This window comes from Arthrobacter sp. Y3221159 (genome assembly GCF_059089885.1).
This window is the reverse complement of record NZ_JBNHFC010000004.1, coordinates 1-13,913: the sequence shown is the minus strand read 5'-3', so window position 1 is coordinate 13,913 and position 13,913 is coordinate 1. Positions and strand designations below refer to the sequence as shown.

The 13,913-nt window shown below is 67.3% G+C and carries 10 protein-coding genes; 8 read left to right on the top strand and 2 right to left on the bottom strand.

Annotated features, from left to right (window positions below):
* The first annotated feature begins 91 nt into the window (after positions 1-91).
* The 5 genes from AC5RT3_RS05475 to AC5RT3_RS05455 all read left to right on the top strand — a co-directional run bounded on the left by AC5RT3_RS05475 (position 92) and on the right by AC5RT3_RS05455 (position 6,182).
* Positions 92-1,618, top strand: a complete 1,527-nt coding sequence (locus AC5RT3_RS05475; protein ID WP_494053632.1) for a leucyl aminopeptidase — start codon at positions 92-94, stop codon at positions 1,616-1,618.
* Positions 1,619-1,873: 255 nt separating this feature from the next.
* Positions 1,874-3,256: a dihydrolipoyl dehydrogenase gene (gene lpdA / locus AC5RT3_RS05470; protein ID WP_494053633.1), complete on the top strand. Its 1,383-nt coding sequence runs from the start codon at positions 1,874-1,876 to the stop codon at positions 3,254-3,256.
* A 114-nt stretch (positions 3,257-3,370) separates the two neighbouring features.
* On the top strand, positions 3,371-5,110 hold the full coding sequence (sucB, locus tag AC5RT3_RS05465; protein ID WP_494053634.1) for a 2-oxoglutarate dehydrogenase, E2 component, dihydrolipoamide succinyltransferase: 1,740 nt from the start codon (positions 3,371-3,373) through the stop codon (positions 5,108-5,110).
* A 149-nt stretch (positions 5,111-5,259) separates the two neighbouring features.
* The gene (locus AC5RT3_RS05460; RefSeq protein WP_494011002.1) at positions 5,260-5,610 is read left to right on the top strand and encodes a hypothetical protein; all 351 of its coding nucleotides are present in this window, start codon (positions 5,260-5,262) and stop codon (positions 5,608-5,610) included.
* A 143-nt stretch (positions 5,611-5,753) separates the two neighbouring features.
* Positions 5,754-6,182 (top strand): OsmC family protein, encoded by a 429-nt coding sequence (locus tag AC5RT3_RS05455; protein WP_133350932.1) that lies wholly within the window; start codon positions 5,754-5,756, stop codon positions 6,180-6,182.
* Positions 6,183-6,256: 74 nt separating this feature from the next.
* Here AC5RT3_RS05455 and AC5RT3_RS05450 read toward each other — a convergent pair whose 3' ends face one another.
* Positions 6,257-9,766, bottom strand: coding sequence for a S41 family peptidase (locus tag AC5RT3_RS05450; protein WP_494053635.1), 3,510 nt, complete (start codon positions 9,764-9,766; stop codon positions 6,257-6,259).
* Between the two features lie 72 nt (positions 9,767-9,838).
* On the opposite strand from AC5RT3_RS05450, the gene AC5RT3_RS05445 reads away from it, so the two are divergent.
* Entirely contained in the window at positions 9,839-10,750 is a 912-nt protein-coding gene (locus tag AC5RT3_RS05445; RefSeq protein ID WP_494053636.1) for a TIGR01777 family oxidoreductase, read from the top strand.
* A 21-nt stretch (positions 10,751-10,771) separates the two neighbouring features.
* On the opposite strand, the gene AC5RT3_RS05440 is transcribed toward AC5RT3_RS05445, so the two are convergent.
* Positions 10,772-12,460 (bottom strand): serine/threonine-protein kinase, encoded by a 1,689-nt coding sequence (locus AC5RT3_RS05440; RefSeq protein ID WP_494123680.1) that lies wholly within the window; start codon positions 12,458-12,460, stop codon positions 10,772-10,774.
* 130 nt (positions 12,461-12,590) lie between these two features.
* On the opposite strand from AC5RT3_RS05440, the gene lipB reads away from it, so the two are divergent.
* Both lipB and AC5RT3_RS05430 read left to right on the top strand, forming a co-directional pair.
* Positions 12,591-13,268: a lipoyl(octanoyl) transferase LipB gene (lipB, locus tag AC5RT3_RS05435; RefSeq protein WP_494053639.1), complete on the top strand. Its 678-nt coding sequence runs from the start codon at positions 12,591-12,593 to the stop codon at positions 13,266-13,268.
* The coding region (locus AC5RT3_RS05430) for a lipoyl synthase (RefSeq protein ID WP_494123679.1) at positions 13,265-13,913 on the top strand (649 nt) is incomplete at its 3' end. The genes lipB and AC5RT3_RS05430, both read left to right, overlap by 4 nt.

The following is a 13,913-nucleotide window of genomic DNA, read 5'->3' as shown; positions in this document are numbered from 1 at the left end:
TCCGGAAGGGCCGTCATCCGGTCTTCCATGGCAGAGCGCCGAACATGCACCCCTGCCCGTACCGATCTTCGAGAATTGAGGACTCATCCCTGTGGTCAAGAATACGGAAATCAACCTTAGTACCCTCTCCCGGGACCTGAAAAAGAGCCCCAGCGACGCAGTGGTCATCGGCGTGGGGCAGGGTACGGACGGGCCGGTCCTCCTGGACAACCCGTTGGCCGCGAAGTCCGCCGAGGCCCTCACCGATTCCCTCAAGTCACTCGGGGTGACCGGTGCCGCAGACCAGATCGTCCGCCTGCCCGGCCTCCCCGAGACAGGCGCCGGCATCCTCGTCCTCGCCGGTGTCGGCAAGGTCGCGGCCGGCACGGCACCCACGGGCGAGGCCCTCCGCCGCGCCGCCGGTTCCGCCGTCCGCCAGCTGGCCGGGCTGGGCACGGTTGCCCTGGCCTTCCCGACGGCGTCAGTGGCCGACGTCGCGGCCGTCGCCGAAGGCGCCGCGCTGGGCGCCTATTCCTTCACCGAGTTCCGGTCCGCGAAGGACGGCCTGAAGGATCCGGTCTCCAAGGCCATCGTCTTCACCGACGTGGCTGACCAGACGGAACTCGACGCCGCCCTGAAGCGCGCCGCCCTGATCGGCAGGGCCGTCAACGCCACCCGCTCCCTCGTCAACACCCCGCCCAGCCACCTGTACCCCGAAACATTCGCCGAGGCAGCCAAGGACCTGGCCAAGGGCCTTCCCGTCAAGGTGACGGTCTGGGACGAGAAGCGCCTGGAAAAGGAAGGCTTCGGCGGCATCATGGGCGTCGGCAAGGGTTCCTCCCGCCAGCCCCGCCTGGTCAAGGTGGAGTACTCCCCCGCCCGGGCGACGGCGAAGATCGCCCTGGTGGGCAAGGGCATCACCTTTGACACCGGCGGTATCTCCATCAAGCCGGCCCTCGGCATGGGCGACATGAAGAGCGACATGGCAGGCGCCGCCGTCGTCCTTAACACTGTCCTTGCCCTCGCCGGGCTGGGCCTGCCGGTCAAGGCAACCGCATGGTTGTGCATTGCGGAGAACATGCCCTCAGGTGCCGCGTCCCGGCCCGCCGACGTGCTGACCATGTTCGGCGGGAAGACCGTGGAGGTCCTGAACACCGACGCCGAAGGCCGCCTGGTCATGGCGGACGGCATCGTGGCGGCCAGCCGCGAGTACCCGGACGCCATTATCGACGTCGCCACCCTTACGGGTGCCCAGCTGATCGCCCTGGGCAACCGCACCGCCGGCATCATGGGCTCCGAGCCGGTCACCACGGCCCTCAAGGCCGCGGCCGACCGCGCGGGCGAACTGGTGTGGCCCATGCCTCTGCCGGAGGAACTGCGCCCGAGCCTCGACTCCCAGGTGGCAGACCTGGCCAACATCGGCGAACGCCACGGCGGCATGATGACCGCAGCCGTCTTCCTGCAGGAATTTGTGGGCAAGGACAAGGACGGCGCACAGATCCCCTGGGCCCACATCGACATCGCAGGCCCCTCCTTTAACAACGGCAGCCCGTACGGCTACACGCACAAGCAGGGCACTGGCTGCACGGTCAGAACCCTGGTGGCGTATGTGGAGGACATCCTGGCTGCTGCCGCCTGACGCAGCCCCGGAGGGAGTGGGAAGCGGCTTTGTGGCATGGGGTGATCCCTCCGCCACAAAGCCGCGTGACACTCGACACAAAGCGCTCCACAAACACTGTGCCAAGGTGGAGCATGGATAAGTGGTTCGCTAAGGTGAACCACGGTAGTCACAAATGCAAGAGAGTTGCCCTGCTGACATAATCACGGCAGTGCAAGTTCCAAGACCAGATGATGCGCGCAGATCGCGTCATCGTTCACGCGAGGGAGCGTTTAAGTGGCCGATCAGGCAACTGCGCAAGAATTCGACATCCTGGTACTCGGTGGCGGCAGCGGCGGATACGCCGCCGCACTGCGGGCCGTACAGCTTGGCCTTACCGTCGGCCTCGTGGAGAAGGCAAAGCTGGGCGGCACCTGCCTCCACAACGGCTGCATCCCCACCAAGGCGCTGCTGCACTCTGCAGAGCTGGCCGACCATGCACGTGACTCCGCCAAGTACGGCGTGAACGTCACCCTGGACAGCATCGACATCAACGCCGTCAACGCGTACAAGGACGGCATTATCGCCGGCAAGTACAAGGGCCTGCAGGGACTCATCAAGTCCAAGGGCATCACCGTCATCGAGGGTGAAGGCAAGCTCCAGGGCACGGACACCGTTGTGGTGAACGGCACCGCCTACAGGGGCAAGAACATCATCCTGGCCACGGGTTCCTACTCCCGTTCCCTTCCGGGCCTGGAAATCGGCGGCAAGGTCATCACCTCGGACCAGGCCCTGACCATGGACTACATCCCCAAGAGCGCCATCATCCTGGGCGGCGGCGTGATTGGCGTCGAGTTCGCATCCGTCTGGAAGTCGTTCGGCGTGGACGTCACCATCGTGGAGGGCCTGCCCTCACTTGTTCCCAACGAGGACGCCACCATCGTCAAGAACTTCGAGCGCGCCTTCAAGAAGCGCGGCATCAAGTTCTCCACCGGTGTCTTCTTCCAGGGCGTCGAGCAGAACGAGAACGGCGTCAAGGTCACCCTGGTGGACGGCAAGACGTTCGAAGCGGACCTCCTCCTGGTCGCAGTGGGCCGCGGCCCCGTCACCGCCAACCTCGGTTACGAGGAAGCCGGCATCACCATCGACCGCGGCTTCGTCATCACCAACGAGCGCCTGCACACCGGCGTGGGCAACATCTACGCAGTGGGCGACATCGTTCCCGGCGTCCAGCTTGCGCACCGCGGCTACCAGCAAGGCATCTTCGTCGCCGAGGAGATCGCTGGCCTGAAGCCTGTGATCGTCGAGGACATCAACATCCCCAAGGTCACCTACTCCGAGCCTGAAATCGCCACCGTGGGCTACACCGAAAAAGCCGCCAAGGAGAAGTTCGGCGAGGACCAGGTACAGACCCAGGAATACAACCTCGCCGGCAACGGCAAGAGCTCCATCCTGGGCACGTCCGGCCTGGTCAAGCTTGTCCGGCAGAAGGACGGCCCCGTTGTGGGCGTCCACATGATCGGCGCCCGCATGGGCGAACAGGTGGGCGAGGCCCAGCTGATCGTGAACTGGGAAGCCTACCCGGAGGATGTGGCCCAGCTGGTGCACGCACACCCCACCCAGAACGAGTCCCTGGGCGAAGCCCACCTGGCACTCGCGGGCAAGCCGCTCCACGGCTGATTTTCCGCAGCACCATGGAGCCTGGTGCACCCGGCATGGAAACCCCGGGGCACCAGGCTCAAAATCAGGCAGCATTCAATCGCACTAAAGATCAATAAGGAGAACGGGGACGACATGTCTGAATCCGTTAACTTGCCCGCCCTCGGTGAGAGCGTCACCGAAGGAACCGTCACCCGCTGGCTCAAGCAGGTAGGTGACCGGGTAGAGGTGGACGAGCCGCTGCTCGAGGTTTCCACCGACAAAGTAGACACTGAAATCCCCTCTCCTGTAGCTGGCGTGATTGAGGAAATCCTGGTGGCCGAAGACGAGACCGCCGAGGTAGGCGCACCCCTGGTGCGCATCGGCGACGGCTCCGACGGCGGTTCGGCTGCCCCGGCAGAAGAAGCTCCGGCCGCTGCCCCGGCCGAAGAGGCACCGGCACAGGAAGCCCCTGCCCAGGAAGCTGCGGCACCGGAAGCTCCCGCTGCCACACCGGCAGCCGAAGCACCCGCCGGCGGCGGCGAAGGCCACGAAGTCACCCTCCCCGCCCTGGGCGAGAGCGTCACCGAAGGCACCGTCACCCGCTGGCTCAAGGCCGTGGGCGACAACGTCGAGGTTGACGAGCCCCTGCTGGAGGTCTCCACCGACAAGGTGGACACCGAAATCCCGTCCCCGGTGGCCGGTACCCTCCAGGAAATCCGCGTCAACGAGGATGAGACCGCTGCGGTTGGTTCCGTCCTGGCCGTCATCGGCTCCGGCGCCGCTGCTGCTCCCGCGGAGGCTCCGCAGGCTGCTCCGGCCGCCCCCGCCAAGGAGGCTCCCGCCCAGGAAGCCCCGAGGGAAGAGGCCCCCAAGCCAGCACCTGCACCCGAGGCTCCGAAGGAAGAGGCTCCGCAGCAGGCAGCACCCGCCACGGCAGCAGCCGAAGCCCCATCCGCAGGAGGCGAGTCCGGCTACGTCACTCCTCTGGTCCGCAAGCTTGCCAACCAGCACGGCGTGAACATCGCCTCCCTCTCCGGCACCGGCGTCGGCGGCCGCATCCGCAAGCAGGACGTTATCGCGGCTGCCGAGGCCAAGGCCGCACCTGCCGCCGCTCCGGCCGCAGCACCGGCAGCAGCCGCCCCGGCCGCTTCTTCCGCTCCTGTCTCCTCCCTGCGCGGCACTACGCAGAAGGCTCCGCGCATCCGCCAGGTCATCGCCCGCCGCATGCGCGAATCCCTGGAAATCTCCACCCAGCTGACGCAGGTCCACGAAGTGGACATGACCAGGATCGCCAAGCTGCGGACCCGGGCCAAGAACTCGTTCCAGGCCCAGAACGGCACCAAGCTGACCTTCCTGCCCTTCATCGCCAAGGCTGTTGCCGAGGCTCTCAAGCAGCACCCCAAGCTCAACGCTGCCTACGATGAGGACAAGCAGGAGATCACGTACCACAACGCCGAGCACCTGGCGATCGCCGTGGACACGGACAAGGGCCTGCTGGTGCCGGTCATCTCCGACGCCGGCAACCTGAACCTTGCCGGCCTGGCCGGCAAGATCGCCGACGTCGCAGCCCGTACCCGCGACGGCAAGATCGGCCCGGACGAGCTGTCCGGCGGCACGTTCAGCATCACAAACATCGGCTCGGTGGGCGCCCTGTTCGACACCCCAATCATCAACCAGCCGCAGGTGGGCATCCTCGGCACCGGCGCGATCGTCAAGCGCGCTGTGGTGGTTGCCGACGAAAACGGTGACGACTCGATCGCCATCCGCTCCATGATGTACCTGTCGCTGACGTACGACCACCGCCTGGTGGACGGCGCAGACGCCGGCCGTTTCCTGCAGACCCTGAAGGCCCGCCTTGAAGAAGGCGCCTTCGAAGCGGACCTGGGACTGTAGCAGCCAGCCACGGACGACGGCGGTGCAGGCCGGCGGTGGGACAACCCGCCGCGGCCCGCGCCGCCGTCGTTCTTTAAGGCCCTTCAGGCAGTCCGCCGCACGTCAGCGCGTCTACTACCGGACGTAGAACAACTGGCTACACTGGTCCCATGAACATCCTCTACAACATTGTGGTTTTCCTGCATATCGTCGGCGCGGCCATGATCGTGGGCATCTGGATCGGGCAGATGAAGAAGCCCACCGTCCACCCCCGCCAGTTCGACGGCGCCATGCTGCAGCTCCTCACCGGCGTCGCCCTGATGGGCCTCATCCCGGCGCTCGACATGGACGCCAATTACGCGAAACTGGGCATCAAGCTCGTCATCGCCCTGGTTGTGGGCGTCCTGGCCTTCATCGGCCGCCGAAAGTACAAGGCCGGCCAGGACGTCAGCCCCGGCCTGGCCCATGCCGTGGGCGGCCTGGCGCTGCTGAACATCGCCATCGCCACCATCTGGAACTGACCCTGGCCCGTTTCCTGTCCCGCCGGAGTCACAATCCACCGGCAGCGGACACGGATGCACCCGGCGGGTGAAGTCCCTAGGATGGGAAACGGCGGGGTCCAGGCAGCGGCCTGCCCCGGTACACATCGACTTGAGGAGTGAACATGGCAGCAACACGTTCAGCAAATGCAGTATGGAACGGCAACCTGACGGAAGGCGCCGGTACCACCAGCCTGGCCACCTCAGGCCTGGGCACGTTCGATGTCACTTGGAAAGCCCGCACCGAAGCGGCCAACGGCAAGACCAGCCCTGAGGAACTCATTGCCGCAGCCCACGCGGCATGCTTCTCAATGGCCTTCAGCAATGAACTGGCAAAGGCCGGACACACTCCCGAAGAAGTCCGCGCCAAGGCTGACGTGACGTTCGTTCCGGGCACCGGCATCACCGGCAGCCACCTGACGGTCGAGGCCAGGGTCCCGGGAATCTCGGAGGACGAGTTCCAGAAGATTGCCGGCGAAGCCAAGGTGGGTTGCCCGGTTTCAGGCGCCCTGGCAAGCATCGACATCACGATGGACGCCACGCTGGAGTCCTGATCCGCCAGTAAGCGGCAAAGGCCCTGCACGCCCGGAGAATTCCGGGGGTGCAGGGCCTTTCCTTGTTCCTGGGGCTACTTGCCCTGGCTGCGCGCAGGCAAGGGAGCCGGGCGGAGCCGCCGGTACCCCTCGCGGGCCGGCGGGCGGTCGGTGGGAAGTTCCTGGATCATTTCCTTCAGGGCACCGATGCCGTACTCCAGCTGCGGGTCCCGGCCTGCGGCGTAGGCGTGCGGCGGGTAGGCCACCTCAATGTCCGGATCAACGCCATAGTTTTCGACGCTCCACCCCACGCCCCCGCTGAACCAGTTGGCGTAGCGCGGCTGGGTGACGCCGGTGCCGTCCGCCAGGGCGAACCTGTTGTCGATGCCGACCACTCCGCCCCAGGTACGGGTCCCGATCACGGGGCCGATCCCCCGCAGCTTGGACACCTGGGTGATGATGTCCCCGTCCGAACCGGCGAACTCGTCCGCCAGCACGATGACGGGCCCTCGAGGTGCGTGGTGCGGATAGGTCCGCGGCTTCTCCCCGCGGGGCATGCTCCAGCCCGTGACCTTCCGGCCGATCAGTTCCGCCACCAGCTGCGACGTGTGGCCGCCACGGTTCCGCCTGACATCCACGATGAGCCCGTCCAGCGCGGTTTCGGTGTCCAGGTCGCGGTGGAGCTGTGCCCAGCCGTTGGCCATCATGTCAGGAATATGCAGGTAGCCGAAGGTTCCGGCGGATGCTTCCCGGACGGTGCGGCGGTTGCCGGCTACCCACTCCTGGTACCGCAGGCGTTCCTCGTCCTTGACCGGAACGACGGCGACCCGCCGCTGGGTGCCGGCCGCACCTGTGTGGGCGGGGCCGTTAAGGAGGGTCAGCTCCACCGCCCGTCCGGCCGCACCCACCAGCTGCATGGCCGGGGTGACGGATGCCGACAGCGGGACGCCGTCGATGGCCAGCAGGATGTCTCCGGCCTTGGCGTCAACGCCCGGCCGCGTCAGGGGCGATGTGGCCAACGGGTCCGAGGATTCGCCGGCCAGGATTCGGGTGATTTCCCAGCCCGCCGGAGTGTGGGCGATATCGGCCCCGAGCCGGCCCTGCCCCTGGCTGCCGTTTTCGGTGACCGGCGCCGGCCGGACATAGGCATGGGAGGTGCCCAGTTCGCCGTGCATCTCCCACAGGAGGTCCACGAGGTCATCGTGCGATCCCAGGCGCTCAACCAGGGGGCGGTAGCGCTTGTGGATGGATTCCCAGTCCTGGCCCGCCATGTCCTCAGCCCAGAAGAAGTCCCGCTGCAGCCGCCAGGCCTCGTCGAAGGCCTGGCCCCAGACGCTGAGCGGATCCATCATTACGCGGATCCGGCCCAGGTCCACCTTGACCAGCTTCCCGGATTCCTCGTCCGCTTTCGCATCCGCCGGAACCGCTGTGACCTGCTTGTCCGAGATCAGCACCACGGTGCTCCGGTCCCCGGAGAGCCGGTAGCTGTCCAGCGACTCCACGAGCGTGGACTTCTTCCGCCGGGCGATGTCGAACCTGACAAGGCTGGGGCGGGCATCCTTGTCGTCCTGGCTCGCTTTTCCGTCGCCGGTGACGCCTGCCAGTGCCCAGTCAAGCCACAGAAGCGCGCCGTCCGCGGTTTCCAGTGAGGTGTAATTGCCCTGCGGCACGGGGACGGTGATGACGCGGTGTGCAAGGCCCTCGGGGTCAACTGCAACTTCCGGAGTTTCGCCGGGTTCCTGCCCGCCGGGAGTGTCCGTAACGGAGCCTTCGCCGCCGTCGGGTGCCACCGCCGGACCGAAGGGCGACGGCGTCCCGGCGGCGAGTGCCACCAGGTACGGCTTAATGGGGCTGGGGAAGGAGAGATCGAAGGAGTGGCCGTCGTACACCGGGTCGAAGCTGCGGTTGGACAGGAACGCCAGGTATTTGCCGTCCGGGGTGAAGGCCGGCGACTTGTCGCCGAAGCGGCCGTCCGTCACCTCAACGGGGGCCGTTCCGGGTTTGTCCATGTCCGCCAGCCGGAGCCGGCTGCGCGAGCCGAAGGACGTGACCGGCTCGGACCAGACCAGCCACCGGGAGTCGGGCGACCACGCCAGTTCCGAGATGGTGCCTTCCCCGATGCTGGCCACAAGGACAAAGTCGCCCGTGCGGGTGTCCGTCGCATACACCTCACCGAAAGAGGTGCCAACGGCTACCCGGCGCCCGTCGGGGCTGGCCTCCAGGGCGCTGGCCCGGGACGGCATGGGAATGTTGATCCCCGGGGCGTCCGCCCCGGACTGGGCGTCTGCTGCGGATACGGTGTCCTCCGGGGCGACGTCGGCCTGCCGCGGGTCCGCCTGCTGGTCGTCCGCGGGGACAAAGGTGCCGGCCCCGGCCAGCACCGCGGCGCCGGCCGCCGGGACGGGCTGCGGTAGCACCGGCGCATCGCCGGCACCGTCGGCAGGAGTGGGCGCCTCCCCCGGCTTGGTGCCCGCCGGCCCGTCTTCCTGGACGGCGGGAGTGGCGTTGTGCTCAACCGCTGCCACGATGTCCCTGATGTGCAGGGCCTCCACGCCACCATGGTCGGCGACATAGGCAATCCGGCCGTCGCCGAGTGGCCGTGGCAGGCGCCCGCGCACACCCGGCGTCGCCTCGACGATCCGGGACGGCCCGTCCTTGTGGCGGAGCCAGTGGATGGTGCCGTGCGCTTCCACGGCGCTGGCTGTCCCAGCGGTGTCAGGCACCACCGCGCCCAGGTGCTTTGAGGTCTTCAGCAGTGCCGGTCGCCGGGACTGGGAGGCGGAGCCCAGTGCGATGTCCAGCCGCACGGCGTCGGAGTCCAGGCTGTGCAGGATCCACAGCTCCCCGGCCGATTCGAAGATGACACGCTTTCCGTCACTGGCGGCATGCCGGACGTAGAAGTCCTCGTGGTCCGTGTGGCGGCGCAGGTCGCTCCCGCCGGGAAGGACCGAATAGAGGTTGCCGTAGCCCTCATGGTCGGACAGGAAGGCGATACGGCCGTCTACCCACATAGGGTCCGCGAGGTTGCCGTCAAGGTCCGGCAGCAGCCGCTCGAACTCCCCGTTGCCGTCTGCGTCGATCCACAGTTTCCCTGCGGTGCCGCCGCGATAGCGCTTCCACCAGGCCGGTTCGCGGGACAGCACACTGCCCACCACCACTGGCCGCTCATCCCCCACCTCGGGCCCGAACGCCACCGACTCCACCGGGCCGAAGGGCAGCTCTTCGGCCCAGCCGCCCTCCACCGGGACACTGTAGGCGTAGGTATGCCGGCTTTCGGCCTGGCGGAAGGCGCTGGTCACCAGCACGGACCCGCTGGCCGTGAAACCCTTGACCCGGGTGGTGCTGTGGCCGAAGTAGGTCAGCTGCCGGTAGTTACCGCCGTCGACGTCCGCGGCCACAACTTCCGGCGCCGTCCCCTGGACCACGGTCCACACCAGGCGCTTCCCGTCGGGCGTGAAACGGGGGTTGCGCGCGGGCAGCTGCAGGGAAGAGACCCGCCAGGCCCGGCCGCCCTCCAGCGGGGCGATCCACACGTCGTCCTCGGCCACGAAAGTGACCAGGTCACCATGCACATGCGGGTAACGGAAGTAGCTCGAAGAAGTCATCGTTTGATCATAGTCAACCCTCCCGCAGCCCTGCCGGAGGTGCCGCCGCCCGCGCCCGTGATGTGATGGAGCATGCGCATTGTTATGGCAGGAGCCTCCGGGCTGCTCGGGACCCACATGTCCGAAACTTTCCGCGGCGCCGGCCACGAGGTGACCGCCCTCGTCAGGCGTGAACCTTCCTCGAGCGGGGAAATCCGCTGGGATCCGACCAACGGCCTGCTCGACCCCTCCGCACTGACGGGGGCAGACGCCGTCGTGAATCTGTCAGGTGCCGGCATCGGCGACAGGGCATGGACGCGGAAGCGGGTTGATGAACTGTTCAGCTCGCGCCTTCAGCCGACCCGCACCCTCACCCAGGCAATGCGGCAACTGGACACGCCGCCGGCGGTATTTATCAGCCAGTCCGGCTCGGGGTACTACGGCGACGCCGGCAATACTGTCCTGCGGGAGGACGCTCCGCCGGGGTCGGGCATCCTGTCCCGGATCTGCGTGGAGTGGGAGGCCGCCGCCGCCACTGCGCCGTCCGGAGTCCGGGTTGTCGTGCCACGCACCGGTGTGGTCTTCAGCCGCTCCGGCGGGGCCCTCGGCAGGCTGTTGCCGCTGCTGCGGCTCGGCGTTGGCGGGCCCTTCGGCGATGGCAGGCAGTTCTGGCCCTGGGTCACCCTCCCGGACGTATCGGCCGCCTTCCTCTTCCTCCTGGAGTCTTCGGTCAGCGGCCCTGTCAACCTGTGCGCCCCCGAGGAGGCCGATGTCAACACTATCGTTGAAGCACTCGCCCGTGCCCTGCACCGTCCCGCCTCCTTCCGGGTTCCGGCGCCGGTGCTCCGGCTCGTGATGCGGAACCTGGCCGAAGAACTGCTGCTGTCCAGCCAGCGGATGGAACCCGCTGCCCTCTCAGGTGCGGGGTTCCGGTGGCAGCATCCGGCGCTGGGGCAGGCGGCCCAGTGGGTGGCCGGAACCGAGGGCGCCGAGGCTTTGGACTAGCCCGGCCAGTCCCGGCGAGGTTCAGGACCCGGACAGGATCTCGCTGATCCGCCACCTGCCGTCCACGGACGCCAGGACCAGGCGCAGGCGCTGGCCGCCGCTTGCCGCACCTGATGCAACCACCGTTCCTGCACGGTCCGTCTCCTCGTACGCAGAGGTGGCCGAGGTGACGCTGACCACGGCACGTCCACCCGGGGCCACGTCTTCGGCCAGTACATCGGACAGGAGGCTGGTGAACCCTGCCAGCACATGGCCTGAGCCGCGGAGCCTCTCCGCCGTCCCGCTGTCCGCGGCAGCCGCCGGTGAACCTGCCGCATTCACTTCATCCAGCAGTTCCAGCCTGCCGCTGGCGAACGCGTGGTCGCGGAGGGCCGCAAGTCCTGCCACAGCCACGGCAGGGTCCGGCGCCGCGGCGTGCTGCCTTGCCTCCCGGACCGCGTCCGGGCCTGCACCCGCCTGGCCGGGAACAGCCGCAGTGCCGGCGGCCGGTCCGGCTGCGCTGCCGGGTTCAGCTGGCAGCAGGCCCGCCGGGGCCGCCGCCATCCACCAGGCCACGGCCAGGGCCACGGCAGCGGCGGCAGTCATGACGAACGGCTTCAAGCGGGGCCTGCCCGGCAAGGCCCGGACCGCGGCACCGGCGTGTTTTCCGCGGGCAGCGGGCGCCGCGGCTGTGGAGGGGAACGGCAGCCGCGGACCGGGGGTCCGTCCCTTGGCCCACCGTGCCGCCAGCATTCTGCGATGCCAGCCATCCAGCTTTTCCTTGAGCCTGGCGGGCCGGATGATCCTGTTCCGACCGGACGGCGGCGCGGCATGCCTGCGCGTCACCAGTTCCGGAAGGACGGTGGGATGGACAGAGGCCGCCAGGTCGACAGGGCTGGGCGGTGCGCTCCGATAGACGGCAGCCGCCAGGGCCGCAGCCGTCGGCCGCAGCCGCCTGTCCTCGTTGAGCCCGGATTCCAGGGCAGCGGCAAGTTCCTTCGGCACGTCCGGAACGAGCAGGGACAGCGGTGGGCGCTCGGCCGTCACGGGCGGGGCGGCGCCGGTCAGGCAGTACCAGCCGACGGCCGCCAGCGAGTAGACATCCCGTTCCGGCTGCAGACCGGCACGCACCGCATCCACCGGCGCAGGATCCAGGAAACCGGGTGTACCCCAGTCTCCCCCGCGGCCGGGATCGCCCAGTATCCGTGCGATGCCGACGTCGGACAGCAACGGCTTGCCCTGGCCGGTGAACAGCACGTTTCCGGGCGCAACGTCCGAATGCGTGAACCCCTTGCCGTGCAGGTACGCCAGTGCCTGGCCAATCGGCGTCAACACCGTGACTGTCTCCCCGATGCCCAGCCGGCCCCGGGCCGCAACGAGATGGGCAAGAGAACCACCGGGGGCGTAGTCCAGGACAAGCGCTGTGCCGCCCCCGGAGCCGGAATCGAAGCGGACGGCGTGGTGCGCGGTGGTGAGGTGCTGGTGGTCCAGCACGGAGAGGATGCGGATCTCCCGCTGTACAGCTTCTTCCTGTACGGCGTCTTCTTGTACGGCGTTTGCAGCCAGGCCCCCACTCCCGTGCCGGTTCTTACCGGCGGGGTGGAAGCACTTCAGGGCGAACTCCCGGCCTGTCTGGTGTTCCTTACCCAGCCAAACCGTGGCGCTTCCGCCGTGGCCTAGGAGCCGCCCCGTGGTGTAACCGGGGATCTGCGGAACCGTTGTCTCGTCCATCCCTCATGTCTAGTCGAATCCGCGGGAGCCTGCAGAAGTTATCCACAGGCGGCGCTCTTCCGCCAGCGGGTGCGGGGTGAGGTGGTGAGGTTGGCCACTAAACCGGGTACGCGGCGCTGCGGCGTCTAAGCTGGATGCCATGACTCTTGAGTTTTCACAGCTGGGTCTGGCCCCCGACTTCGTGGATTACCAGCAGGCGTGGGACATCCAGCGCGAACTCCATGACAAAGTAGTCGCAGGCCAGGCACCAAGCACTGTGCTATTGCTGGAACATGCTGCCGTCTACACCGCGGGAAAGCTCACGGAAGACCACGAGCGGCCCTTCGACGGCACTCCCGTTGTGGCTGTGGACCGCGGCGGAAAGCTAACCTGGCACGGGCCCGGCCAGCTCATTGCCTACCCCATCCTCAAGCTGAAGAACCGCGCGGGAATCCGGGACTACGTTGAGCGGCTGGAAGCGATAATGATCGCCGTCATGTCCGACTACGGCATTCAGGCCGAACGCATCAAAGGCCGGGCCGGCGTCTGGATCAGGGCTGACGAAAAGGGTCCGGACCGAAAAATAGCCGCCATTGGCATCAGGGTACTTAACGGTGTCACCATGCACGGCATCGCCATTAACTGCAGCAATGACCTGGCACCCTACGGGCAGATCATCGCCTGCGGCATCACTGATGCGGGAGTGACCACCATGTCCCTGGAGACGGGGCAGGACATCCGCCCGGCCCACATCGTTGAACGCATTGTGGAAGAATTCCGCAAGCACGAAGAAGCACTCGTATCAAGCCCTGAAGGAGCTCTACTGTGACACTGGCACCCGAAGGCCGGAAGATGCTGCGGATCGAGCAGCGCAACGCGGCCGTCCCGGTGGAGCGCAAGCCGGACTGGATCAAGGCCAAGGTCCAGATGGGCCCGGAGTTCGTCGGACTCAAGAACCTCGTCAAAAAAGAAGGCCTGCACACCGTCTGCGAAGAAGCCGGCTGCCCCAACATCTTCGAATGCTGGGAAGACAAGGAGGCCACCTTCCTCATCGGCGGCTCCGAATGCACCCGCCGTTGCGACTTTTGCCAGATCGACACCGGCAAACCCTCACCCCTGGACCGGTTCGAACCCACCAAGGTGGCCCGCTCCGTGCAGTCCATGCAGCTGCGCTACGCCACCGTCACCGGCGTCGCCCGCGACGACCTCGAAGACGAAGGCGTCTGGCTCTACGCCGAAACCGTCCGCAAGATCCACGAACTGAACCCCGGCACTGGCGTGGAACTGCTCATCCCCGACTTCTCCGGCAACCCCGACCACATCACCGCGATCTGCGACTCCAACCCCGAAGTCTTCGCCCACAACGTCGAAACCGTGCCCAGGATCTTCAAGCGCATCCGCCCCGCGTTCCGCTACGAACGCTCCCTGGACGTCATCACCCAGGGCCGGAACCAGGGCATGGTCACCAAATCCA

What these genes read in the sequence shown, in the direction of transcription:
- sucB (WP_494053634.1), top strand. Translation starts at nt 3,371, where the DNA reads ATGTCTGAATCCGTTAACTTGCCCGCCCTCGGTGAGAGCGTCACCGAA.
- AC5RT3_RS05460 (WP_494011002.1), top strand. Translation starts at nt 5,260, where the DNA reads ATGAACATCCTCTACAACATTGTGGTTTTCCTGCATATCGTCGGCGCG.
- AC5RT3_RS05450 (WP_494053635.1), bottom strand. Translation starts at nt 9,766, where the DNA reads ATGACTTCTTCGAGCTACTTCCGTTACCCGCATGTGCATGGTGACCTG.
- AC5RT3_RS05445 (WP_494053636.1), top strand. Translation starts at nt 9,839, where the DNA reads ATGCGCATTGTTATGGCAGGAGCCTCCGGGCTGCTCGGGACCCACATG.
- AC5RT3_RS05440 (WP_494123680.1), bottom strand. Translation starts at nt 12,460, where the DNA reads ATGGACGAGACAACGGTTCCGCAGATCCCCGGTTACACCACGGGGCGG.
- AC5RT3_RS05455 (WP_133350932.1), top strand. Translation starts at nt 5,754, where the DNA reads ATGGCAGCAACACGTTCAGCAAATGCAGTATGGAACGGCAACCTGACG.